Origin of the sequence: Desulfosporosinus meridiei DSM 13257 (assembly GCF_000231385.2) — a bacterium.
Taxonomy (GTDB): Bacteria; Bacillota; Desulfitobacteriia; order Desulfitobacteriales; family Desulfitobacteriaceae; genus Desulfosporosinus; species Desulfosporosinus meridiei.
The window spans coordinates 4,392,990-4,417,620 of sequence record NC_018515.1; the positions used below are offsets into that span (position 1 = coordinate 4,392,990).

18 protein-coding genes, 1 tRNA gene, 1 pseudogene and 1 other annotated feature are annotated in these 24,631 nt (G+C 43.6%); of the genes and pseudogenes, 11 read left to right on the forward strand and 9 right to left on the reverse strand.

What is annotated here, in order from left to right:
- Nucleotides 1–22: 22 nt before the first annotated feature.
- Nucleotides 23–231 (reverse strand) — a binding site (T-box leader).
- A gap of 66 nt (nucleotides 232–297) precedes the next feature.
- Complete coding sequence (locus DESMER_RS20270; protein ID WP_014904942.1) at nucleotides 298–1,716, reverse strand: FMN-binding glutamate synthase family protein; 1,419 nt, start codon at nucleotides 1,714–1,716, stop codon at nucleotides 298–300.
- A gap of 293 nt (nucleotides 1,717–2,009) precedes the next feature.
- Between DESMER_RS20270 and DESMER_RS20275 the strand changes: the two genes are divergently transcribed.
- Together DESMER_RS20275 and DESMER_RS20280 are read left to right on the forward strand one after the other, a co-directional pair.
- Nucleotides 2,010–3,740: a cell wall-binding repeat-containing protein gene (locus tag DESMER_RS20275; protein ID WP_014904943.1), complete on the forward strand. Its 1,731-nt coding sequence runs from the start codon at nucleotides 2,010–2,012 to the stop codon at nucleotides 3,738–3,740.
- 355 nt (nucleotides 3,741–4,095) lie between these two features.
- Nucleotides 4,096–5,304: an ATP-binding protein gene (locus DESMER_RS20280; protein ID WP_014904944.1), complete on the forward strand. Its 1,209-nt coding sequence runs from the start codon at nucleotides 4,096–4,098 to the stop codon at nucleotides 5,302–5,304.
- An 88-nt stretch (nucleotides 5,305–5,392) separates the two neighbouring features.
- Here DESMER_RS20280 and DESMER_RS20285 read toward each other — a convergent pair whose 3' ends face one another.
- Both DESMER_RS20285 and DESMER_RS22685 read right to left on the reverse strand, forming a co-directional pair.
- The gene (locus DESMER_RS20285) at nucleotides 5,393–5,923 is read right to left on the reverse strand and encodes a nitroreductase family protein (RefSeq protein WP_014904945.1); all 531 of its coding nucleotides are present in this window, start codon (nucleotides 5,921–5,923) and stop codon (nucleotides 5,393–5,395) included.
- A gap of 513 nt (nucleotides 5,924–6,436) precedes the next feature.
- Nucleotides 6,437–7,273 carry a TIGR04086 family membrane protein gene (locus tag DESMER_RS22685; RefSeq protein ID WP_014904946.1) on the reverse strand — a complete coding sequence of 279 codons (837 nt, stop codon included), beginning with the start codon at nucleotides 7,271–7,273 and terminating at the stop codon, nucleotides 6,437–6,439.
- 175 nt (nucleotides 7,274–7,448) lie between these two features.
- Between DESMER_RS22685 and DESMER_RS20295 the strand changes: the two genes are divergently transcribed.
- Nucleotides 7,449–8,210 (forward strand): LysM peptidoglycan-binding domain-containing protein, encoded by a 762-nt coding sequence (locus DESMER_RS20295; RefSeq protein ID WP_014904947.1) that lies wholly within the window; start codon nucleotides 7,449–7,451, stop codon nucleotides 8,208–8,210.
- Nucleotides 8,211–8,443: 233 nt separating this feature from the next.
- A complete protein-coding gene (locus tag DESMER_RS20300; protein ID WP_014904948.1) occupies nucleotides 8,444–9,319 on the forward strand; it encodes a DMT family transporter in 876 nt (291 codons plus the stop codon).
- Here the strand turns inward: DESMER_RS20300 and DESMER_RS20305 are convergent.
- On the reverse strand, nucleotides 9,285–10,280 hold the full coding sequence (locus DESMER_RS20305) for a sodium:calcium antiporter (protein ID WP_014904949.1): 996 nt from the start codon (nucleotides 10,278–10,280) through the stop codon (nucleotides 9,285–9,287). The two genes, DESMER_RS20300 and DESMER_RS20305, sit on opposite strands and share 35 nt — an antisense overlap.
- A 214-nt stretch (nucleotides 10,281–10,494) precedes the next feature.
- On the opposite strand from DESMER_RS20305, the gene lepB reads away from it, so the two are divergent.
- Together lepB and DESMER_RS20315 are read left to right on the forward strand one after the other, a co-directional pair.
- The gene (lepB, locus tag DESMER_RS20310; RefSeq protein ID WP_014904950.1) at nucleotides 10,495–11,019 is read left to right on the forward strand and encodes a signal peptidase I; all 525 of its coding nucleotides are present in this window, start codon (nucleotides 10,495–10,497) and stop codon (nucleotides 11,017–11,019) included.
- A 382-nt stretch (nucleotides 11,020–11,401) separates the two neighbouring features.
- The gene (locus DESMER_RS20315) at nucleotides 11,402–11,611 is read left to right on the forward strand and encodes a hypothetical protein (protein WP_014904951.1); all 210 of its coding nucleotides are present in this window, start codon (nucleotides 11,402–11,404) and stop codon (nucleotides 11,609–11,611) included.
- A 178-nt stretch (nucleotides 11,612–11,789) separates the two neighbouring features.
- Here DESMER_RS20315 and yihA read toward each other — a convergent pair whose 3' ends face one another.
- From yihA to lonB, 3 genes are all read right to left on the reverse strand, one after another.
- Nucleotides 11,790–12,404, reverse strand: a complete 615-nt coding sequence (yihA, locus tag DESMER_RS20320; protein ID WP_014904952.1) for a ribosome biogenesis GTP-binding protein YihA/YsxC — start codon at nucleotides 12,402–12,404, stop codon at nucleotides 11,790–11,792.
- Between the two features lie 170 nt (nucleotides 12,405–12,574).
- Complete coding sequence (gene lon, locus DESMER_RS20325; protein WP_014904953.1) at nucleotides 12,575–14,992, reverse strand: endopeptidase La; 2,418 nt, start codon at nucleotides 14,990–14,992, stop codon at nucleotides 12,575–12,577.
- An 81-nt stretch (nucleotides 14,993–15,073) separates the two neighbouring features.
- Nucleotides 15,074–16,822, reverse strand: coding sequence for an ATP-dependent protease LonB (gene lonB / locus DESMER_RS20330; protein ID WP_014904954.1), 1,749 nt, complete (start codon nucleotides 16,820–16,822; stop codon nucleotides 15,074–15,076).
- Between the two features lie 672 nt (nucleotides 16,823–17,494).
- On the opposite strand from lonB, the pseudogene DESMER_RS24870 reads away from it, so the two are divergent.
- Nucleotides 17,495–19,269 (forward strand): annotated as a pseudogene (locus tag DESMER_RS24870) (reverse transcriptase/maturase family protein).
- 431 nt (nucleotides 19,270–19,700) lie between these two features.
- Here DESMER_RS24870 and clpX read toward each other — a convergent pair.
- On the reverse strand, nucleotides 19,701–20,966 hold the full coding sequence (gene clpX / locus DESMER_RS20340; RefSeq protein WP_014904955.1) for an ATP-dependent Clp protease ATP-binding subunit ClpX: 1,266 nt from the start codon (nucleotides 20,964–20,966) through the stop codon (nucleotides 19,701–19,703).
- A gap of 44 nt (nucleotides 20,967–21,010) precedes the next feature.
- On the reverse strand, nucleotides 21,011–22,294 hold the full coding sequence (gene tig / locus DESMER_RS20345; protein WP_014904956.1) for a trigger factor: 1,284 nt from the start codon (nucleotides 22,292–22,294) through the stop codon (nucleotides 21,011–21,013).
- A 259-nt stretch (nucleotides 22,295–22,553) separates the two neighbouring features.
- Here tig and DESMER_RS20350 point away from each other — a divergent pair, with 259 nt between their 5' ends.
- The 4 genes from DESMER_RS20350 to DESMER_RS20365 all read left to right on the forward strand — a co-directional run bounded on the left by DESMER_RS20350 (nucleotide 22,554) and on the right by DESMER_RS20365 (nucleotide 24,598).
- Nucleotides 22,554–23,267 (forward strand): DUF421 domain-containing protein, encoded by a 714-nt coding sequence (locus DESMER_RS20350; protein ID WP_014904957.1) that lies wholly within the window; start codon nucleotides 22,554–22,556, stop codon nucleotides 23,265–23,267.
- 11 nt (nucleotides 23,268–23,278) lie between these two features.
- Nucleotides 23,279–23,659 (forward strand): DUF4363 family protein, encoded by a 381-nt coding sequence (locus DESMER_RS20355; protein WP_014904958.1) that lies wholly within the window; start codon nucleotides 23,279–23,281, stop codon nucleotides 23,657–23,659.
- Between the two features lie 81 nt (nucleotides 23,660–23,740).
- Nucleotides 23,741–23,823, forward strand: a tRNA-Leu gene (locus tag DESMER_RS20360).
- A gap of 136 nt (nucleotides 23,824–23,959) precedes the next feature.
- Nucleotides 23,960–24,598 carry a hypothetical protein gene (locus tag DESMER_RS20365; protein ID WP_014904959.1) on the forward strand — a complete coding sequence of 213 codons (639 nt, stop codon included), beginning with the start codon at nucleotides 23,960–23,962 and terminating at the stop codon, nucleotides 24,596–24,598.
- Nucleotides 24,599–24,631 lie beyond the last annotated feature (33 nt).

Sequence of the window (24,631 nt, forward strand, 5' to 3'; positions counted from 1 at the left end):
GACAAAAAAAGCCCTTCCCCCATCAAAGGACGAAAAGCTTCCGTGGTACCACCTTTATTCTGAGAAGAAATCCCAGCTCTTGGCATCGCTAACGGGTTTTTCCGTCAAAGAGTACTCTATTCCCCTCTGCCCCTCCTGTGCGACCTTAGTGTATTCCCGAAAAGACCTTCCAGCTTTGGTCTTTCTCTCTGTACGGCAACTGTCACTATTCCTCACATTCTCTGGGTTTATCTTCATATTTACTATTAATCTATTATACTCAGCATCATAAATATTGTCAAAATCAGTCCCTATTTTCTAATCTTCCCAAGAATACGCCAGTTTAACACCGGTTACCTTAGCGGTCCATTCGTCTAAGGCAACGAGATCATTAGGACCCAGCTCAGACAGAGAGGTTTTCCCCAAAGCTCGCACTCCCTCTTCCATTTCCAGGGACATAGATTTGAGGACATTAGCGACACTTTTGCTGGCCAGGGGGATATCTAAACGATTCTTATAAGGTGAATCATACCAAATTAGCTGAGTCAACGGCTCCCAGGGAAGAACTTTGTGAATTTGGTTATGAACTAATCCAAAAAGAGGGACAGTTCCCAAATAGATTGCGTCCGCTCCTAAGGCTATAGCTTTTAAGCATTCCCCGGGGGTGGCGTATCCTCCTGAAACCACTAAGCTTACATCTTTGCGAGCTCCTTGTTCTCGCAAAAAGCGTTCGGCCCGAACTAAAGCCAGCAGACTTGGAATTCCCATATCATCGCAAATCACCGGAGACCCTCCCGACGCCCCCCCTTGGGATCCATCAAGGACAAGTACATCGAAATCCGCTTCCAAACAAACCGCCAGATCCCGCTCCAAGGCCCCGGTGGCCATAATCTTAATGGCAATAGGTTTTCCCGCTGCTTCTTTGCGCAAATCCTTAACATACTTTGACCAGTCCCAAGGGGTTGTGATCCCGGGAATTACGGCTGAGGTAATCACTGATTCTACGGGGGATATACCCATTAATTTTTGGGCTTTTCCCTTCACAGCACTGGGTTCTTTGGCATAGTAGCCCATTCTGGCCCCCTGTCCCATCTGAACTTCCAACATATCCGCTGCGGAAATTGCCTGGGGATTGCGCCCCCATGTACTGCGGCTTACTTGCCAGATAAACTTTCCTGCTTCGTCACGTTCCTCCTCTAAAAAAGGGCCTTCACCGGAATTTGCTGCAGTACCCACTTGTTTGGCGGCTCTGGCTAAGGCAATTTTAGCTTGTTCACTGAGACCTAAACCATAGCTCATGCCGGAGACCATGAGGGGCATTTCAATCTCCAGAGGCTTCTCAGCTTTACCTCCCAAGGTTACCTTCATATCCACCGGAATCGTTCCCTCTTTTGGCAGACGTGCCATCTGAGCGGCGACAAACATTAGGGTATCGTAATGAGGCAACGGTTTTGGCGATCCCAGGGGCCTTTGAATAATCTTGCCTTCTTCAGCTCGCAAACTAATTTCCAAGATGTTTTGAACCGATGTGCGTCGAACAGCACCCCAGAGTTCCATCAGATTCTCCGGATATTTGTCTCTTAGCAGCCTTTCTATGGCTACCCCAAAAAATCGTTGCACAATCGTTCTAAAGGAACGTTTTCCAACGAAGTAAAAAAGGGCAAGAAATATCCCTAAAGCAATAAGAGTTCCAGTGACTGAAAGTATCACAATAAGCAGAGCGGTCTGTAACAACAAAGGTCAATCCTCCACTATTAAATCTCACAATCTAAACTTAGCCATAACAAGCTTAGTCTGTACTGGTCAGTTAATAATATTCCCGAAATGGGTCTATGTATAAAAATATTACCTTATTTTTTCCATCTATGGAATCGAATTACCATTTGTAAGAAAAAGGATTTTCTCTTTTTTAGCGAATTATATCAAGTAATCATTTTTCAAAGGCTCTGATAACCCATAAATCCCGAAAACCGTTTTGAAAAATTTGCTGCAAAAATAATTCTTTTAAAAATTAGGAGGAACAACATTCAATGAGAAAGACCAAAAAAGCCTTAGCAACTTTAGCCATCGCAGGTATGACCCTAAGCATGCTTCCCTTCAATGCACTTGCTTCCGGTATGCCCCAACGTTTAGCAGGATTAACCGCAGCAGATACAGCGGTTAAAATTGCTGATCAAACCGGCTGGACAGGCTCTGCTATTTTAGCCTCTTCCGCCTCTTATGGGATGGTTGATGCTCTGACTTCCGGCCCTCTCGCCTCCTTCCTGGAAGCTCCGATTCTGCTCCAAGAAGCCGGATCTGAACTTAATGAAGCTACTAAAGATGAACTGGAAAAACTGGAAGTTAAAACTGTCTATGTCACTAGTGGAACTGCGGTAATCAGTCAAGCTGTCTTAGATCAACTTGAGGAAATGGATATTACAGTTGTTCCCCTAGGTGGAAAGGATCGCTTCGAAACTTCAGCTAATATTGCTAATAAAATGGTTGAACTGGGAGCCTCAATTAATAAGGTTGCCGTTGCTTATGGCTGGTTAAATCAGGATGCCCTTTCTATCTCCTCCATCGCTGCCGCTCAAACTCAGCCAATTCTCTTAACAGAAGTTAATTCAATACCTGAAAGTGTCCAAGATTTCCTCTCTGAAAATGAGAGCATTGTTGCCACAGATGTTATCGGCGGAACTGCTGTAATCAGTGAAGATGTTGAAGCTGAATTGCCTGATGCTACCCGTCATTTCGGAGACACTGCCTATGACACGAATCTAGAAGTGCTCAAAGCTTTTGACGATGTTTTGGAATATGATAAGGTTTTCTTAGCCAATGGGGAAACTGCCATTGATGCTTTAGCAGGAGCTCCTTTGGCTGCCCAGTTTAAGGCGGGGATTGTTCTGACTAATGGTGATGCTAATGAAGGCACGGAATATATCATTGATAAATTGTCAGCTAGCAGTATTGTAACTGCCTTAGGCGGTACTGCTGTTATTGCAGACAGTGTTCTCAGTGACATTGCTGATGCTCGTGAAGCAGCAGCTGCAAAAGCCGCTGCCATCGAAAAAATTGACAGCATTGTCCTAGGCGCAGACGCTTCAGGCATCACTATGCAGGATTTAATTGCTGCCGGGGTGATTGCTACTGACGTTCTGGAAGATAACCTGGCCGACTATCAAGCTGCAATTTCGGCAGCAGCAGACTCTGCCCTTAACAGCACCGCAAAAATTCAGGAAATGGTTGCTGCTATCAATGCTGCTAAAGAGGCAGCCGAGGCGAAAGCAACAGCCATCGCCAAAATCGAGGGTATTGAGCAAAGTGAATCCGCTGCAGCGATCAGCCTGCAAGACCTGATTGCTGCTGGGGTCACTTCTGAAGATGCTATTGAAGCTAATTTAGAGGCTTATCAAGCTGCCATCTCAGCAGCCGCTGACGAAGAGCTGGACAGTACTGAAAAAATCCAACAAATGGTATCTGATGTGAATGACGCTGAAGCAGCTGAGGTTCTAGCTGCAGCCATCGCCAAAATCGAAGATATTGAGCAAAACGAATCCGCTGCAGCGATCAGCCTGCAAGACCTGATTGCTGCCGGGGTTACCTCTGAAGATGTTATCGAAGCTAACTTAGAGGCTTATCAAACTGCTATCTCCGCAGCTGCAGACGCTGAACTGAACAGTACTGAGAAAATTCAACAAATGGTTAGTACTGTGAATGCAGCTCAAGTCGTTGAAGAGACAGAAGCAGAGGTTCCAACTGAAACAGAAACTCAAGAATAATTTGTAATAAAGCCTAAAAGGTAGAAGGTGTCTCTTAACTTGTAAGTTAGGAGACGCCTCTTTTTACATGCTATTTCAATATCCATCAACGGTTTTGGTACTAAATTAAATCCGAAACTCCCACTTCTCAAGTTAAGGGGATCAGTTTTTAGCTATGCTAAAAAAGTGCTAAAAATCAGCCTATTCATTTTTAAACTGAAAATCTTTGTAGTAAATGGGAAGTTAAAAAAATATTATTATTTGTCCAATAAGAAAATACTTTATTATTTTTAATCTTTTTTCTGTACACAGAAAAAAGATATTGACAATTGTAATTTTTTGGTATATACTCATGTGTGAAACGAGGTGTTTGAACGTGATTCAACGCATAGAGTATCTAAATCAGCTGATCTCCGGACGCGAGAAACAAATCATTAAGGTTGTAACCGGCGTTCGACGCTGTGGAAAATCCACTTTATTTACCTTGTATATTGACTTTCTAAAATCTGCTGGCGTTTCCGAAGAGCAGATTGTTTCGATTAATCTTGAAGACGTGGAACATGAAAAACTATTGAACTACAAAGCGTTATATGACTACGTAAAGGAACGTCTATGTGAGGACAGGTATACTTATGTTTTTATTGATGAGGTGCAAAATTGCAAATCTTTCGAGAAGGCTGTAAACAGCCTTTTTATTAAACCAAATGTAGATGTCTATATAACCGGCTCAAACGCTTACATGCTTTCTGGCGAGCTAGCGACGCTGCTCTCCGGACGCTACATCACTATTGATATGCTTCCCTTATCTTTTAAAGAGTATTGTGAATCATCTTGCAGTGCTGGAAAAACTATACCGGAGAACTTTAATGATTATCTTCGATTCGGCTCTTTCCCTTATATTGCCATGATAGAACGGAGGGATACAGTCGTTAGACCGTATTTGGAAGGTATTTACAGCACGATTTTGTTAAAGGATGTCGCTAAAAGGGAAGGCATAACCGACGTTTCTCTTCTGGAAAACATAATAAAATTTGTCGCTGCAAGCGTGGGAAGTCCTATCTCTTCTAAAAAAATCAGCGATACTATTAACTCTAGCGGACGGAAAATTTCGGTCAACACTGTTGAACATTACCTGCGCGCCTTGACGGACAGTTATATTTTCTACAAAGTTGAGCGTTACGACATCAAAGGCAAACAGCATCTAAAAACACTGGGCAAATACTATCTTGTAGACTCTGGTATTCGTAATTTGTTACTTTCCACTTCATCCTCCGACCTTGGTCATATGATTGAAAACGTGGTATACCTGGAGTTACTCAGGCGCGGATCTAAGGTCAATATCGGCAAACTCTACGAAAAAGAGGTTGACTTTATTGCCAGCGATATGAATGGAAGAACCTACTACCAGGTATCTGCCTCGGTACTCGATGAAAGCACTTTGAACCGCGAACTGGAACCTCTACGAAAAATTGCGGACAATTATCCTAAAATTCTTTTGACCCTTGACGATATTGGCGTCGGAAGGAATTTTGCAGGTATCCGCCATCTCAATCTGCTTGACTGGCTTCAGAAAGCGGAATCATAAAAACTTTGGTTTAGAAGATAAAAAAATTGCCAGATTTTGTTTTTCAAAGTCGTGGCAATTTTTTATGTTAAAACGTGGGAATTAATTACTAGGCTTGACCCCATTTTTTATGGAATACTATTTCAGACATAGCCTTACGTGGGCGAGGACGCCGTTCCTCGGCAGCATAGCCCAAAGGAGTCATGGCTACAACCCGAACATCATCCGGGATATCCAAAGCTGCTCGAATTGTTTCTTCTGAAAAGAGTCCTTGCCAGCAGGTTCCTAAACCTTGTTCTGTCGCGGCCAGAATCAGATGCTCCATGGCAAGTCCTGCATCAAGCATCATATTATCCTTGCCTTCCCAAACTTCCGATTCTTTAGGGACTGCACAGAGTACCACAATAAGCGGTGCAGTCATTAAGGCTTTGCGTCCGGGATTGCTTTCCCCCATGCTTTGGGCCACGGCCTCCCGCCCTTCTGCTTCATCGATTACGATAAAGCGCCAACACTGCATATTCTTCCAAGAAGGTGCAAGCCGAGCACATTCTAAAACATATTCCAGCTTCTCCCTCTCAACAGGTTTGTCCAAATAGGTTCGTAGACTGCGACGAGTTTGAGCTATTTCTAAGAAATTCATTGTTTCGTCCTCCTTTTGTTTCATATATAACAAAACCAAAACTTATGGCTGTTAATTTGCTTTTTCAGATTACCTAAGCTCTAATATGAATTTGTATTCATTTTTTCAGCATGCCTTATTTAATAAAAAAAATTTCCTAAATCATCTGATCTGCTTCAATTATTTATTGGGTAATTCTCCATAATTCATCATCATTAAAATAATTCTCAATCAATCCATCAAATTCCTGCTTTAAACATAATTTTACGCTAACTTTATTTCGAGACTCCCACTCTTAAGTGGGTGTTCCTTATTCTGCTTCTGTTGGGGCAGAGTTATACTATGGCGAAAAGTATTCGTCAATAAGCTCTGCTCCTTCGGCATAAGTTATCCTCAGGCGTTGAGTACTCTAAGGAGCATAAGTCTCCAGTGACGATAGTGTCCACCGGATACTATCGTCACTGGAGACTTATGTCACCGAAGTTTCTATGTTCAGCTATAGCTAAACAAGTTTACTATCATGGTTTTTATCGTTTACTCCCACCAAGGCTTTGCTTGTTCTTTCCCTCTATTCAGTACAACTATATCATTTGTCTCTAACCTAGGCTCTGTGGTCTCTGTCCAATAATTATTTTTACTCCTATCTGTATAATTATGTATATCTTGATTTGCATATTTACTTGTAGTTGTAGTTTGATTTGTATTTCGATTCTCATACTCTATAGCAGGCTCTCTATCCCAGGGCCACTCTACCACTGAATCAGACGTTGTTCGGGGTAACTCCGGCAACTCGCCATCCGTCCCTTCAAGCCATTTTGGCCCGGAAGTTTTAACCCTCGGAACATATTCCTCTTCTCTATCCCAATCATTGTCGCTGTCGCTATCATAGTTATTATCTCTATCATAGCTATACTTATTGTAGTTATTATCCCTGCCATAATTATTATCCCCTGCATCTTTGCCATATCCAGCATATGCTAGAGCGTAATCCTGGTTCTCCCTCCGCTCATTCCATACACTGGCAGCCTTTCTGCTATTTCCCGCTCCAAAGGCTCCTGCCACTAGACCAATCAAAGTTCCTTCGGCTAAAACTTGAATAAAACCCATGACACTAATTGGCAAAAACAAGGCTAATAGGAGGGTTCCTACTGCCACATATCCTGCTCCGGTCACTCCCCCCAAGAACCATAGTTTACTTTCTTTTGCCGTACGATAACCACCTATTAGGCAACTCGCCAGGAGCCCAATATCTATGAGTTGGGAAATGCTTAATCCTTGTAGCCCCATAGAACTCCAGGCTATGCCCGCAAAAAGAGTCAAAACCGTTATAAGCAAGGCTGTTGTAATTCCTCTTAAGACATATGAACCCACTTTTAATCCCCCTTTTTAGTTTTTGATACTGTTATTTAGTCAGTGATTTAATCTCCTATATAAATACGTTCGTCTTGTCCAATACATTCCGGTATTAAGCCAATATTACCCATTATCATGTTTCTTCCCCCCTGAATATATTGTGCTAATGAACCACATAAGGGAGGAATCCTCAATGGATTATGCACGATATATTGTTAATGCCGGGGACACCATCTACAAGATCGCTAAAGCCTATAATGTAGAAATGTCAGAAATTATTCAGCTTAACCATTTGAAGCATCCCGATCGAATCTATGCCGGTCAAGTTCTGCTGCTGCCCTTCCCCGAAAGCTCCGAACCACCCTCACGGCCCGCACCTGTACAAATTCCTGAACCTACCTTTACATATGCAATGTGGTTATATGAAGCCTATGCAGGAAAGGATTCGGAATTAACCGCCATTACTACCTATCTCTATCAAGCAGTACTCCTTGATAGACCGGAATTTGACGCCTTGCTGCGTCCTATTGCTTATGACGAAATGCAACACCTTGAGAAATTGGCCTTGGCCCTCCGCCATCTGGGTGTGGATCCCAAGTATGGTGCCTTGAGTAATGGTCATTGGGTGGATTGGCGATCCCGTTTTGTCAATTACACCACGGATCTTTGTCAACTTCTTGACTCTAACATTGAGGACGAGGCCAGAGACCATCGCGAATATTTGGAACTGGCGGCCAAAATTCCTATTCCGGAAATTCAATGCATTTTAACTGAAATGGCGGCTGACGAAGAACGACACTACCATTTATTCTGTCAGGCTAAGCAACAATATTGCACTGAATTTTGTCCACCACCGCCTCCCTGCTCTCCCCCCCCTCTTTATACTCCAATCGAGGAACCGGAGCCCGAACCGGTAGTTTGTTTACCGGGACCTCACGACGGAGGGAGAGGTTAGTAAATACTTCTTTTCAGTTGGATTTAGATCCGTTATACTATAAATATCGTAAACCAGTGCCACACCAAGCTTTCTGTTTTAATTTCTGGGTTAATCAGAAAAGGTCGTTGCGTATCTTACGCAACGACCTTTTTTCATATCTATATTCATAGTTTTGGCTGGGCTGCAGCCAATTTTTCATAGATTTTATAGTACTAAGTACCAAGCTCTTTTTCGGAAAGGAAGTAATTAATTTGCTTAATAAAAGCTATTGGGCAGATCTATCTCTGCTCTTGATTACCCTTGTTTGGGGATCAACCTTTGTCATTGTTAAATGGGCTATTGTAGATCTCCCGCCTTTTCCCTTTCTGGCGGTTCGCTTTGCCATCGCCTTTGTGAGTTTATTACCATTCCTCTGGTTCCAGAAAAAGTATCTTAACTGGGATACTTTACTTAGAGGAGCCGCGATTGGGACTTTCCTGTTCTCGGGCTATGCTTGGCAAACCGTGGGATTGCAATATACGACCTCCTCAAACGCAGGTTTTATTACCGGACTCTCTGTCGTATTTGTTCCGACTCTAGTAGCTGTAACCACAAGGAAGCTCCCCAGCCGAAGTCTCGTACTTGGGGTTCTCTTCGCTTTAATCGGTCTGGCTTTGCTTTCCCTAAGTAATAGTTTTCAACTCAACAATGGAGATCTGATGATTCTGGTTTGTGCCATTAGCTTCGCTTTACATATTTACTTTGTTGGGCGTTATGCTCCTTCAACTAATGCTACAGTATTAGCCAGTATCCAGATCCTTACGGTAAGTGTTTTAAGCGGCATTTCATCGTTTATTTTTCCCCAACCATCCATTAACTTTAGTTCAACGGCTTGGGTCGGCTTGTTGGTAACTGCTATCCCCGCCACTTCGATTGCCTTTTTTGTGCAGTCAAAAATGCAGCAGTTTACCAGTTCTACTCATACAGCCCTTATTTTTTCCATGGAACCTGTCTTTGCCGCCATCTCAGCCTATTTTCTGGCCGGCGAGTTTTTAACACCCAGAGGATTTCTTGGCGCAGGCTTGGTCTTAGCAGGTATGCTTGTTGTGGAGTTTAGTGGATCGAAAAACGAACAACTGTCCAAATGAAGGATAGGTAAAAGGCTCCTCCTATCAGGAGAGTCGTAGGAAGAATCTCCCCTCTGCGCCGCAGAGATATAAAGGGAATTACGGCTGCACCTAAGGCCAGCAGGGCACTCCACAAGGCTAAAGGATCCAGCTTCCAGGGAGTTAAGGCAATTCCGATTGCCGGAATCACAGAGCTTTGAAAGACCATTGCTCCGGTCAAATTCCCCATGGCCAGAGTATCCTTTCCTTTACGTACCCAAAGCACACTATTGAACTTCTCCGGCAGCTCTGTGGCAATAGGCGTGATAATTAAAGATAGCACAAATACCGGAACCCCAATTGCCACCGCAATCGGTTGTACAGCATTGACAAAACGATCCGCTCCAAAAACTATGGCTACTAAAGCCAGGGTAATTTGTACCAAAATCATGCCTGTTGAGGGGAAACTAGAGTTCCTTTCCATATAAAGGGGCGCTAATTCCTCATGCTGGCAATCATCCTTGCAATCACGGATTGTTTGGTAGACATAAACACCATAGGCTGCAACCAAGCACACTGCCGTAGCATTTTTAAGGTTTTGGGTGGGTAAGAAAGATGCTACAATGGCCAGAAAATAGACAATCAGAAAAAACTGCAGATCATGATTGACAACTTTAGGATCCAAACGCAAAGGCAGATTCCGACGGCGAAACACCAGGGCTGAAACACCGGTTATGAAGAAGGCTACCGTCGCCAGCATAAAGGGAGCACCCAGAATAGCACCTATGCCAATTTCTGCTCCTTCGGGGCCTACTCCTCCTAAAATAGCCATGATGGGTACCATGGTTTCAGGCAAGGCAGTTCCGACAGCTGCAAAGATACTGCCCACGGCACCTGCTCCCAGCCTTAGTCTCTTTCCCAGCCACTCTATCCCATTAGTAAAGGCTTCCGCTCCAATTAAGATGATTCCCAGACTTATTATCAACATTCCTATATCTCTCAACCCTTACCCTCCCTTCTTCTTACTAAAAACTCCTGAGGGTCTACCAATAATCAGCTTTTTGCAATTCTCGCTCTATAACTATACGAAGGCCAGAATTCTTTTATGATAAAACGAGCCTAATGTTTAAGGCTGAGGCTGTTTTGTAAATGGTTTACTTTAGAGGTATAATGACTGGCAGTGAGTTCAAATTCTTGACTCTACAGGAGGGATAAGCTTGAATAAACGGTGGAAAGGTCTATTAGAAGCAGTTGAGGTTCTGGCGGTTGCTCTCATTCTATCCTTGGTAGTAAGAACGTTTATTTTAGATAATAGGATTGTGCCTTCAGGCTCCATGCTGCCAACTATTCAACTTCAGGATCGATTGCTTGTCGATAAACTTCTCTTTAAATTTAGTACAATAGAGCGTAAGGACATAGTAGTGTTTCATCCTACTCCCAGTTCCGGCGAAAAAGATGATCTTGTCAAAAGAGTTATTGGACTGCCCGGAGAGAAAATCGAAATAAAAAATGGGCACGTTCTCGTCAATGAGACAGCCCTTGAGGAGAATTACCTTCTGGATAAGCCTGATTACCAATACGGGCCGGTTACAGTTCCAGCCGACTCTTATTTTGTTCTCGGGGATAATCGGCCCGCCAGCAATGACAGCCACATGTGGGGCTTTTTGCCTAAGGAAAACATAACGGGGAAGGTTTGGGTTCGCTATTGGCCGCTTAGTAGCTTTGGGAAGCTGGATAGGTGAAATAAACCAAGAGGGTGTTGCTGACTACTTTGCAGTAGTTGGCAACACCCTCTTGGTTTAAAGGGCACTCGGGTCGCTGGGAGCTCCGGGGTCGGGCAGCTTCGTCCACATCCTGCAAGACTAGCTAATTCGTGCGACGAAGACACTGTCTTCGCACGGGTAAACACAGGGAGTGCGGGGTCTGGGGCAGAGCCTCATTCGGTTTTCTTTTTATATCTCGTTTCTAGTTATCCAAACTCCTATGAATTTCAACTATAACATTGTTCCTAAGTAAATCCCTGCTATTACTGGTAGTTATATTGCTTTCGCTTATGTTATTATTATTTTAATGCTTTCATATCATAATTTATCACATCCACATTCCTTTAAAGGAGGAATTTTAATGAAGAAACTTAAAATCATAGAACGGCTTTCTTTTTACATAATTATTGCATCAATCTGGGTTAAACCCCAATTAGATGCTTATCGTTCGGCTAATGGCGAATCGTTCACTAATTATTGGATCAATGTAGCTAACTTTACAATGATTGCTGGAACAATTATTCTTATTGTTTGCTTACTTTATGAAATAATTAATAAAAAACATGATTAAGATTGTTTTTTGGGCGTAATGGCCATAGTCTCAAGTAAAAACACTTTACCCAATCACTTGATAAGGATGAACTGTCCCTCTGTCTATAAAAGGGCCGTCGCGTAACTCCTAAAATAGTTACACGACGACCCTTCTGCTTGCAAGGAACTAAATAATTTGATTAAGAAATCACTCCCGGTCAGGCCTTCTCCGTCCCCCCCAAATCTAACCCCAAGATCTCCTCAATAGCCTCATTTAACTCCTTTTTCCCAACCCCTGTTTGTGCGGAAAAGGGTAGGATCAGGGAAACATCCGGAATTTCCAAAGCATTGGCAATAACCTTTAAATGCTTAGGCAACTGCCCCCGTGAGATTTTGTCAACTTTAGTTGCCACAACCATGGTGGGAACCTCCATTGTACGCAGCCACTGCTGCATTTCCACATCCTCAACACTGGGGGCATGTCGAATGTCCACAATTTGAATGACCGCCCGCAAGGGCTCACGTTTTTTGAGGTAATTCTCCATCATTGGACCCCATTGAGCATTTACCGTCTTGGCCACTTTGGCATAGCCATAGCCCGGCAAATCCACAAAGAACCAGGCATCGTTGACCCGATAAAAATTCAAGGTTTGGGTTTTCCCCGGGGTATTTCCTGTTCGGGCCAGATTACGGCGTCCCAAAAAACTGTTGATCAGGGATGACTTGCCAACATTTGACCGTCCCGCCATGGCTATCTCCGGCAATCCATCCACTGGATATTGCTCATATTTTACAGCAGAAGCTACATACTCTGCTTTTTTAATGACGATCAAGGTATCCTCTTCCTTTCGGATATATGTATTAAGGCAATGGGCTATAAGGAGCGCGGAGGTCCACCCTCTCACGCTCCTTGACAAAGCAGCATCTAATTTATCAATTCCGAAAATCCCACTTCTTTAAATGGACTTTCCTTATTTCTGTTTAAAAAGCCTGCTGCGACTTTTTAGCAGGTCGTCGGCCGTTCTTCTCGGATTGGTTGGGTGTCCGGTATTCCGCTTTGGCTGTATGAGTGTACCGGGACATTTTCTTGGACTTTATCTGAATGGGCTAAGGGTAAAAGCGCCAGTTTCAGGACTTCCTCGATTCTGCTTACGAAGTGAAACTCAAGGACTTTTCTCACGTTTTCCGGGATTTCTTCAAGGTCTTTACGATTTTCCTCAGGAAGAACGACGACTTTAATTCCCGCTCGGTGGGCCGCTAAAACCTTTTCCTTCACACCGCCGATTGGTAAGACGTTGCCCCGCAAGGTAATCTCACCTGTCATGGCCAAATCATGGCGTACATAGCGTTTGGCGATTGCCGAAGCTATTGCTGTGGCCATGGTAATCCCGGCTGAAGGGCCGTCCTTGGGTGTCGCACCTTCGGGGACATGGATGTGCAGATCCGTTCTATCATAAAAGTCTTCTTCAATCCCCAGCTGATTGGCATAGGCCCGGACGAAGGTCCACGCAGCTTGAGCTGATTCCTTCATCACATCTCCTAATTGTCCGGTAATGGTTAACCTGCCCTTGCCCGGTAGTGGAGTTACTTCTACGGTTAGTACTACACCACCTACCTCGGTGAAGGCCAGGCCGGTTACGGCACCGATTTCCGGGGATTTTCCCGCTGCTTGGAAATGATAACGGGGTGCCCCTAGGGTGGATTCTAAATCTTCAACCGTCAAGGTATGAGGTTCCCATTCCTGCTTCACCCAGCGAACAGCTATTTTCCGACAAAGGTTTGCTACCTGTCGCTCGAGACCTCGCACCCCGGATTCTCTGGTATACCCTTGAAGCAGCTTGAGCAGGACATCATCCTCCAAGGTAAATACATCCTTGCTAAGTCCATGGGCTTCCAGTTGTTTAGGCACTAAATATCGACTGGCGATATTTAGTTTCTCATCTTCTGTATATCCGCTGATGTTGATTATTTCCATTCTGTCCAGGAGTGGACGAGGAATTGTATGCAATGTGTTAGCCGTTAAAACAAACAGAGTTTGGGATAAGTCAAAGGGTACTTCGAGATAGTGATCCGTAAAGGTACTGTTTTGTTCCGGATCCAAGACTTCTAAGAGAGCTGAAGCCGGATCACCACGAAAATCTGAGGACATTTTATCAATCTCATCGAGCAGGAAAACAGGGTTTCGTGTTCCTGCTGTGCGTACTCCTTGAATAATTCGTCCCGGCAATGCCCCGATATAAGTACGACGATGCCCGCGAATTTCAGCTTCATCACGCAAGCCGCCTAGGGACATACGCACAAACTTGCGATTCAGGGATCTGGATATAGATTTGGCTAAGGAGGTCTTTCCTACCCCGGGAGGCCCGACCAAGCAGAGAATTGGGCTTTTCATTTTTGGAGTTAATTTGCGGATAGCTAAGAACTCCAGAATTCTTTCTTTAACTTTTTCCAGACCATAATGATCTTGATTTAGAATCTCTTCCGAACGAGTTAAATCTATTTTATCCCTAGAGGATTTTGTCCAAGGGAGAACTAAAAGCCAATCTAGGTAGGTACGTACAACAGTACCCTCTGCTGAGGATGGAGGCATCTTTTCCAGACGTTCAATTTCTTTGAGAGCTTTTTCTTCGACTTCTTTAGGGCACTTGGCTTTGGCTATCTTTTCCCGGTATTCATCTGCCTCGGCCTGTCGTTCATCCTTGTCCCCAAGCTCTTTTTGGATGGCTTTTATTTGTTCTCTCAGATAATATTCTTTCTGAGCCTTATCCATTTGCTTGCGCACTCTTTGCCCAATCCGGCGTTCCAATTCCAGGAGCTCAATCTCCCGCATGATCAGTTCCGTTAGGCGCTCTAAGCGAAGTTCTACAGACATGGCTTCCAAGATGGTTTGTTTATCCGGAACTTTTAAGTTCAGGTGAGAGGCCACAATATCTGCTAAACGCCCCGGTTCTTCAACTGCTAGTACTGTCCCTATGGTTTCTAAGGGAACCCGTTTACCTAGTTTGGCATATTCCTCAAATTGATGAGTCATTCCTCGAACTAAGGTTTCTAATTCCGGAGTCATGGATCTTTTTGCTTCGGCTAACTCCTCAACACTAACTCTGAAATACTCTTCTTCTTCGAGGTATTCAATAATTCGGCCCCGCGAAATCCCTTCAACAAGAACCCGCATGGTGCCTCCCGGAAGTTTTAAAAGTTGCTTAATTTCGGCTATTGTCCCCATCTCGTACAAATCATCCGGATTTGGGGAATCAATCTCGGTCTCTTTCTGGGACGTCAAAAGTATTATGCGATCATCAAGCATGGCTTTTTCAATTGCCGCCATAGACCGTTCCCTGCCTACGTCCAGATGAATAACCATATACGGGAAAACAAGAATCCCACGCAACGGGAGTAATGGTAATTCACGTTCATTTGTCAACGAATATCCCCCCATTTTTGAAAAAATCTTGTGAAAAAAAGACACACTACAGCTAGTGTGCCAAACTTATCTTGAACTATTCTAACATGTTTTGCCCTGTTCAGGCAAATTAGCAACGATTTTTGTTACTGCTTTGTTAACCGAGGCAAAATCCAAGCGGCTCAAAACCTCCTCGATGGGTGGCCGTGTCTCCACTTTCTCCAGCTTGATTTCCGGGATAAAGGCCTGTTCGAAAACTTCCGATAGCTCTTCAACGGCAATTATTTCTATCTCATCTTTCAGCTCCGAAAAGCGCTCTTGCCAATTTTCTTTAGGTATTAAAACTTTTTTACACCCGGCCTGCTTCGCAGCTTCAATCTTGGCTGTGACTCCACCAATTGGATTAACTCCTCCGCGAATGGAAAGTTCCCCTGTCATGGCCAGATAATTATCAACTTTTTGCTGACGTATGGCAGAAACAATGGCAGTTGCGATAGCAATCCCTGCCGAGGGGCCATCTACCGGGCCGCCGCCGGGAAAGTTAACATGGATATCGAAGTCTTTAGGCTCTAAGGCCATTTGCCTTCTTAAGACTGTCAAGACATTCTCTACAGAACTTCTGGCCATGCTCTTGCGCCGAATTTTCTTGCCTGAGTCTCCTTGTTCTTCTTCCTCAACGATCCCGGTGACCAACAGTGCTCCCTTACCCGGATTGACAGGAAGGGCAGTAACTTCTAACTCCAAGAGTCTGCCCATATTAGGGCCATACACTGCCAGGCCATTTACCAAACCGATACTGGGCTCTTTGGGCACCTTCTTATCCGGGCGGGGTGTATACTGCCCGGTTTCCACAACCCACTCTACAGTTTTCACGTTGATCTCCGGAAGGCCCTCAGTCAAAGCTACTCCCGCAGCAAGTTGAACCATATTGACGGTTTCTCGGCCGTTGCTGGCAAATTGTTTAACCACATTAACAGCTTCCGGAGTGATGGGAATTTCCATCTTTGCTGCAGCAACCCGAGCAATTTCGGCAATTTCATCAGGCAGTAACCCTCGAAAGTAGACTTCCATACACCTGGAGCGGATGGCCGGTGGAATTTGTTCCGGACTGCGTGTCGTCGCCCCCACAAGTCTAAAGTCGGCGGGCAAGCCGTTCTGAAATATATCGTGGATGTGTTGAGGTATATTAAAGTCTTCAGAGCTATAGTAGGCACTTTCCAGAGTTACTTTCCGGTCTTCCAAGACTTTTAAGAGCTTATTAATTTGAATTGGATGGAGTTCGCCAATTTCATCAATAAATAAAATTCCGCCATGTGCTTTAGTGACTGCCCCCTGCTTGGGCTGAGGAATTCCGGCCAGGCCCATTGCTCCGGCCCCTTGATAGATAGGATCATGCACTGAGCCTATTAGAGGATCTGCAATTCCCCTTTCATCAAAACGTGCTGTGGCACCATCGATCTCCGTAAAATGCGCGTTAGCCTTAAATGGAGATAGTGGATTCATTTTAGCCTCTTCCAAGATCAAGCGGGCAGCAGCAGTTTTACCAACCCCCGGTGCTCCATATATTAAGACATGTTGTGGATTCGGACCGCATAATGCAGCCCGCAGGGCTTTAATTCCTTCTTTTTGGCCTATGATTTCTTCAAAGTGTACCGGTCGTGTTTTTTCTGACAAAGGAGTGGTTAAGGCGATTTTACGCATAGTTTGAAGTTTTTCCAGCTCTTTTCGTGATTCTCGCTCTACGGAGACTTTATTTCCTTGCTGAGACTTGAGCATTCCCCAAAAATAGAGCCCAATCACAACCGCGAATACTAACTGTACTACCATAACTATTCCGCTGAGTCCATTCATGTACAAATTTCCCTCCTAGCAATCTCTCTTTTTAGTATTGCCACAAAATGGAGAAAAAACCCTATGAATGAATTTTTCTGAAATAGGGTCGTTCGGGTCGGGCGGCTTCGTCCACATCCTGCAAGACTAGCTAATTCGTGCGACGAAGACACTGTCTTCGCACGGGTTAACCCTTCTTGCATTGCGCACGTCGTGCGCTTCATATATATTTCTTTGAAATCATCGCTCCTGCGTTGCGATGTAAGACAACCGACTTACCTCATGCGAAAGCCTCTGGGGGACAACAGCATGTCGGTAAAGTCAGGATTAGACAACACATGTTGTCAAGTAGCCTGGCGAGTCAGGCCATATATGGTAAAGCCTGTGGGCTGAATCCGGGTCTGTGGCTGTAGGACGCTGCCGGACTAAACACTGGTATCAATGGTTACACCCAATATCTGCGAGATTGGGTATAAGCAGGCCCATTGACGCACCTGCGGTAAGCAGGGTAACGACCAACCGGATACCTACGTATGGATACACTATATGAAGCTGTCAAACGTGACCTGCCTAAGTACCACTTCGGCATAAGGCAGAGAGCCCTAATAGTAGCCCAACGGCCTTCTGTAATAGATGGCACATGGTGAAAGGGGGCAGTATTCTGAGTTCCAATTTTGAAAGGGGTTGCTTTGAATGGAGCCATCAAAACTCGTAGAAAAACTGGAAGGTTATCGCCGTCGAAACAATGCCAACCATTGCTATGTTAACGATGACCTTTATCGATTGTTCTACAGCAGAGACTTGTACATCATCGCTTATAACTTTGTCAAGTCCAACGACGGAGCAGAAACCTCCGGTGCTGATGGCACCTCCCTGCATGGTTTTTGCGAGGAATGGATTACGGAACTTATCGCTTCCATGCGTGACGAGTCCTACCAGCCTCGGCCAAACAGAACAACGATGATACCAAAAAGCAATGGTAAATTGCGCAAACTCAGCTTTCCCAACGGAAAGGACAAGCTCGTTCAGGAGGCTGTCCGCATTATCCTGGAGTGCATCTACGAACCTACCTTCTCAAATCTCTCCCACGGTTTCAGGCCAAAGCGGTCTACTCAAAGCGCCATAGCCGAGGTAGAAACGTGGAGAGGTACGATTTGGTTTATTGAGGGTGACATCTCCGCCTGTTTTGATGAAATTGACCATCGCACACTTGAGATGATACTTCGTGAGCGTATCAGCGACGAACGTTTCATCCGGCTTATCAACAAGATACTCAAGGCCGGTTACTTCGACATGCAACACATTTATCATGGAACCAAAACCGGAAACGCACAGGGATCTTGCTGCAGCCCCATACTCTGCAACATCTATCTCGATAAACTTGACAGATTTATGAAAAGCATTATCGAAATGGACACCTCAGGTAAATATCGTAAGCAAAATCCTAACTATACCAAGGCAAGATACCAATACAATAAGGCAATCAGCAACGGCTGCGATCCGGAAACTATTAAGCACCTGAAGTATGAAATGGAAAACATTCCGAATACTGATAGATACGACCCCAATTTCCGAAGAGTGAGATACGTGCGATACGCTGATGACTTTCTGATTGGATTGATTGCCCCAATGGCTTATGCAATTGACTTGAAGCAGAAAATCAAGGAGTTCCTGAAAAACGAACTCTGCCTAAGGTTGAACGATGAGAAAACCAAAATCACACATGCTGCAGATAAGGACGTCACCTTTCTCGGATATATCATCCGCAAGGGCCCTGTCAATCACAGCAAATTTCAAACCAACCCTTTTGTCCAACCATCCGTGTTTATATGAATACGGATGGAGTCCTGAAAAAGCTACGTGAAAACGGTATGTGTAAAGGAAATGGCTATCCCATTGGTATCACTCGCCTCCTTAGAAAATCTCCGGAAGAAATCATCAAATACGGCAACCAGGTACTCCGTGGACTTCTGACTCAACAGCGAGGTTGCACCAACTTCTATAATGGTTGGCGCATACAGTACATCGTGCAATTTTCAATTGCAAAAACTCTAGCGCGCAAATTTGACATTAGTACAAAGAAAGTATTCGCCCGGTACGGCAAAGCTCTCATGGTCAACTATACAAATTTAAAAGGTAAAGCACGCTCAGTCAGTCTGGCACTATACAAATCTTTTTCGAGACAAAAGGACTTCTTCAACAAAATCAAGGTAGCAGTTAAATCGTTTCTTTTCCTGCCTAAATTCAGCTTGATAAACCCGCTTTCCCGAGTCTGCTACATCTGCGGTAATCCGCACTCCCATGTCAGCATGTATCACAGGAAAACGAAGAAGAAGCTCGACAAGCCTTACTCACCGATTGTTACTGTAATGCTGAATATAAATCGGCGTCAGATCCCCCTTTGCGCACAATGCTTTATAAATGTTGAGGTTGGCAGGTTTCAAATTAATCAGCTAAAACGACGATAACTCATTTGGAATATGGAGAGCCGTATGCGTTCGAAAGTCGCCTGTGCGGTTCGGGAAGGGGCGGGTTACTTTGCTAATCCGCCTATTTCATGCAGTGTCTTCGAAACTCAGCATTCCGAGGCTCGCCTACTCGCTTGAGCGGGAGCTACGCCAAACCTCTGGGTAATACCTGAGGTGAACCTGCGGCTCCGCTTCCCGCCCAAGCTTTGTAGGCTTTACCGCCTCTCCATGCAATGAGTTTCACTCCTGTGGATCGAAGCCGCCCTGTCTTTCGGGTCTATTATCCTTAAGCGTGTTTTTGTGTGTTAGGGGTGTGTGTTATGGGGACGGTCCTTTTAACACGTTTAAAACGTGTTAAAAGGACCGTCCCCATAACACACTAACACGAAAACACCGGTGGTTCTTACGAACTACCGGTGTTTAATATCGCTTTAAGCTGATTCTTCTTTCTTGCCCTTCTTAACCTTTTCGGTCATTACGAGGAGCGGCTCTTCTTTCTTCAAGACCACTTCCGGTGTAACAACACATTTTGAAACATCATTACGTGAAGGCAAGTCATACATAACATTGAGCATCATATCCTCTAGGATTGACCTCAGTCCTCGCGCCCCGGTATTTCTACGAATTGCTTCGGCAGCTATACTGGTGAGGGTTGCATCTTTGAACTCTAAGGTTACCCCGTCAAGCTCCATTAGTTTTTGATACTGCTTAACCAGGGCATTCTTGGGCTCGGTTAAGATACGTACTAATGCTGCTTCATCCAGTGCTTCAAGGGTTACAATGACAGGCAAACGCCCAACAAATTCCGGAATCAACCCAAATTTTTGCAGATCAACCGGCAGTATTCCCTTTAGGACTTCACCAACATTTAAGTTTACCTTGTTGGGAATAGCAGCACCAAAACCCATGGTTTTTTGTCCGGCACGGTTTTGAATGATTTTCTCAATTCCATCAAAGGCTCCGCCAACAATAAATAATATATTGGTGGTATCTAACTGGATAAATTCTTGGTGCGGATGTTTGCGGCCGCCTTGAGGCGGTACACTGGCAACCGTTCCTTCAAGAATTTTCAGCAAGGCCTGTTGAACTCCTTCACCTGAGACATCTCTGGTAATGGACGGATTTTCTGATTTACGAGCTATCTTATCAATCTCATCAATATAAACAATACCCTTTTCAGCTTTTTCCACATCGTAGTCGGCAGCTTGAATTAACTTCAAAAGGATATTCTCAACATCCTCACCGACATAACCTGCTTCGGTCAATGACGTGGCATCGGCAATTGCAAAGGGAACATTAAGAACTTTGGCTAGCGTCGAGGCCAACAAAGTTTTCCCTGACCCTGTAGGTCCCAACATGATGATATTAGATTTTTGCAATTCAACATCATCGATTTTCATGCCCAAGTTAATCCGTTTGTAGTGATTGTAGACTGCTACGGAAAGCGCCTTTTTAGCGTCTTCTTGACCGATAACATACTGGTCAATGATTGCCCGAATTTCTTTAGGTTTTAGAATGTCTCCAATCTCAACACCCAGATCATCCGTTAGCTCTTCCTCGATAATCTCATTACAAAGTTCAATGCATTCATCACAAATGTAAACCCCCGGGCCAGCTACCAGTTTTTTGACTTGTTCCTGGGTTTTTCCGCAAAATGAACACTTGAGTTGATTTTTGTCTTCAGTGTACTTTGCCATCCTCTCACCTCTATACCTCAGAATTCCCCCTAAGGCGTCGGGTTTTAAGTATTTTGTTCTACTAAGAAGTTGACTGTCTTCTGACTGTTCATGCTTTGTTTGTAGAACTGTAGCTCCCCGCGCGCTATAAGGGTTCGTTTGAGCAGTGCTGCGTCTTGTCCGTGACGCTCACTTGCTTTTTTAAGCTCTTCATCTAATTCGTCTTCAGTGATCTCAATTCCTTCTACTTTGGCAATAGTTTCTAAAACTAAATCGGTCTTGACACTCTCAGCAGCTTGAGGACGCAGCTCCTCTTTCATAGCTGCTTCAGTTGAGTTTGTAAATTGGAAATAATGTTCTAGAGTCATTCCTTGCTGGGCAAGATTGCGACTGAGATCATCTACCATTACATTGATTCTTTCGTTAATCATAACTTCAGGAATCTCAACGCTGGCGTTGTCAACCACTTTAGAAACGATGGAGCGGACATGCTCATCTTTAACTCGCATTTCAGTTGTCTTCATTAATTTATTCCGCAAATCGGTTTTCAATTCATCCAGAGTCTCAAATTCGCTGACATCTTTTGCAAATTCATCGTCTAGAGCGGAAAGTTCTTTGCGTTGAATTTTTTTAATGAGAGTTTTAAAGACAGCCTCTTTTCCAGCTAGCTCTGCACTATGATATTCAGCAGGGAAGGTAACGTTTACTTCAACAGGTTGTCCTATTTCAGCTCCAATTAAACCTTCTTCAAAACCGGGAATAAATGTTCCTGAGCCAATGACAAGCTCGTAGTTCTCAGCTTTACCGCCAAGGAAAGGTGTTCCATCTGTAAATCCTTCAAAATCTAAGGTTACAGTATCATCATTCTCGACTTTGCCTTCTTCGAGGGTAATCAGACGAGCGTGTTGCTGTTGCTTGCTTTTAAGTGCTTCTTCAACTTCTTCTTCGGAAATAATGGCTGCACTTTGTTCGATCTTGAGGCCTTTATATTCACCAAGCTCAACTTCCGGTTTAACCATAACTTTTGCTTTAAAAATCAGGTCTTTTCCTTCCTCAATTTGAACTAATTCAACACTTGGGCGGTCTACCGGGTCGATACCACTTTCCAGAACTGCTTCAGAGTATGCCGGGCCGACTAATTGATCTAAGGCTTCGTCATAAAGTGATTCTTTTCCTACATGCTGTTCAACCATGCGACGTGGTGCTTTTCCTTTACGAAATCCAGGAACGTTAACTTTCTTGGCCAACACTTTAGCTGCTTGATTCACCGCACTGACAAATTTTTCGGCTTCTACGGTAACTTCCAGAGCTACAAGATTTTTTTCTAGTTTTTCAACTGAGACTGACATATTATGTTCTCCCCCTTAAACACTATTTAAGACTATGTGCAAGGCAGCTGTGGATACTCGTTAGTCTTACCGTTTTTTTAAGACTACAAACCCCCGCTTAAGCCAAATACATCTATGAAATTCACTAATCAATTATAACAGACTTACTTCTCGTAATCAAATTGAAGAACCCCTCCGCAGACGTCACGGATAACTCTTGCTATTCAGGGCAAAATACCCTATCAAAAGATCCTAAACATTTAGGAAAGGGAGAACAAGCATGCTTATCATTGTAGTTAGAACCCTTATTCTTTATTTAGTGGTTATTATCGCCCTGCGCTTGATGGGAAAAAGGGAAATCGGCCAGTTACAGCCTTTTGAGTTAGTTGTTATCCTCATGATCTCTGAGCTCGCGGCTGTGCCTAGTGAAAACATTGGGGTTCCACTCCTCAGCGGCATTATTCCCATTCTGGTTCTCCTATCAGCAAGCCTAACTTTAGCCTGGATTTCTCTTAAAAGCGAAACGGCACGAGATATTATTTGCGGAAAGCCAAGCATCCTTATTGATCGCGGTAAAATTTCAGAAACCGAACTCAGGAGAAATTGTTACAACATGAGCGATTTGCTCGAAGAACTCCGCCTTAATGATATCCCTAACATTGCTGATGTCGAATATGCAATCTTAGAAAACAATGGTCAAGTTAGTGTTATGCCTAAGGTTCAGAAAAGGCCCATCATTCCTGACGATTTAAAGATTACCCCCGCTTATGAAGGCTTACCCTTAGCTCTTATTATGGATGGCAAATTGAAACGGAATAATCTGGAGCGAAGTGATAAGGATTTGGAATGGTTGATGCGAGAACTTAAGAAACATAAGCTTGACAAGATCGAAGATGTCCTGATTGCCAGCTTAGATTCTTCAGGTAAACTTTTTATACAAGAAAAAGAAAGTCAAAACAAAAAAAAAGTTAAACCATTACAGACTCAAGTGTGAGGTGAATAGATTTGAGAACCCTGGGAACCATTATTGTTATTGTTATTTTTTTACTGGGAGGCTCTTATGCTTCCTATGAATTTGTAAAAACCACAACTCAAGCAACTGAGGCACACTTAAAGACGGTTGAACAATCTATTTCAGCTCAGCAATGGGATGAAGCTAAAAAGGAATTAGGGATTGTTCAGGAAAGTTGGAAGAATAACGCTAACTGGTGGAGTATTATTCTTGATCACCAAGAAATTGACACCATTGATCTTAGCATTGGTCGATTAGAAAGATTTATTAGCACAAAAGACATTCCCCTTTCTATGGGCGAATTGTCTGACTTACAACTATTATTCTCTTATCTTTTTGATGCTGAGAGGTTTAATATCCCAAATATCTTTTAAGATAATCCCTGTTAAAATCTCACACTTGTCATATCTTAAAATTTATGATAGAATTCTCTCTGTTGCAACAATAATAAATTTGCGAGAGTGGCGGAACTGGCAGACGCACTGGATTTAGGTTCCAGCGGGAAACCGTGGGGGTTCGAGTCCCTTCTCTCGCACCACATTATGAGGCTAAGTCCGCCTGACATTAAGTTGTCAGGCGGATTTTTTGACTGTCTTTTTTGGCTTGGCAAATCGCACTTAATTCCCCCTAGTTCAGTTTGTTGGGTTTTGGTTGAGTCAACAGGGAACTATTAAATGAATTATAAAATTGCAATCAGGAATAATAAACAAGGGCATAATGATGCAATTTCAGTAAAATCCAATACCATTTTGAAAAAACGGACTATGAATTCATTGCGAGTTCCTCTTTATGCATGCAACTTTGTCACTGATTCAACACATACCATTTACACAAACAATAAGATAGGGGGAAACATTATGAAGGATAGAATGTATTTTGGTTTTGTCGTTGGTTTAATTGCAGGAATTCCTTTAAGTATCTGGACGTTTTTTTCATACTACGTATTAGACTTTACTCAGACAAGAATGTTGGATTATGCTTCAGAAATATTATTTGGACGATTACCTCTTAATGCATTGGAAAGCATTATTGCCTGGATTGGGCAAATGGCATTTTGCGGATTTGTCGGAGTAGGCTTTGCGTATTTAATCCCTATTGTTACCAGTAGACATTACTTAGCTAAAGGATGGATATATTCGGCTTTTATATGGTTCAGTTCATATGCAGTTGCTACTTTATTCAAAATGCCTGATTTATTTTACACAGCACCATACACAGTTGTTTCAAATCTTATAGGGGCAAGTATATATGGATTGGTACTTGCAGAAGCCACCAGGCGGTTGATTAGTACTCCTAAATGCCCTGGAAATTAGTACCTCAGCCTTTCGACCTAAGCTATTGCATAA

Coding starts and splice junctions, on each gene's coding strand:
- DESMER_RS20315 (WP_014904951.1), top strand. CDS start 11,402: ATGAAGAAACTTAAAATCATAGAACGGCTTTCTTTTTACATAATTATT.
- lonB (WP_014904954.1), bottom strand. CDS start 16,822: ATGAATGGACTCAGCGGAATAGTTATGGTAGTACAGTTAGTATTCGCG.
- DESMER_RS20365 (WP_014904959.1), top strand. CDS start 23,960: ATGAATTATAAAATTGCAATCAGGAATAATAAACAAGGGCATAATGAT.
- DESMER_RS20295 (WP_014904947.1), top strand. CDS start 7,449: ATGGATTATGCACGATATATTGTTAATGCCGGGGACACCATCTACAAG.
- DESMER_RS20275 (WP_014904943.1), top strand. CDS start 2,010: ATGAGAAAGACCAAAAAAGCCTTAGCAACTTTAGCCATCGCAGGTATG.
- DESMER_RS20285 (WP_014904945.1), bottom strand. CDS start 5,923: ATGAATTTCTTAGAAATAGCTCAAACTCGTCGCAGTCTACGAACCTAT.
- tig (WP_014904956.1), bottom strand. CDS start 22,294: ATGTCAGTCTCAGTTGAAAAACTAGAAAAAAATCTTGTAGCTCTGGAA.
- DESMER_RS20350 (WP_014904957.1), top strand. CDS start 22,554: ATGCTTATCATTGTAGTTAGAACCCTTATTCTTTATTTAGTGGTTATT.
- clpX (WP_014904955.1), bottom strand. CDS start 20,966: ATGGCAAAGTACACTGAAGACAAAAATCAACTCAAGTGTTCATTTTGC.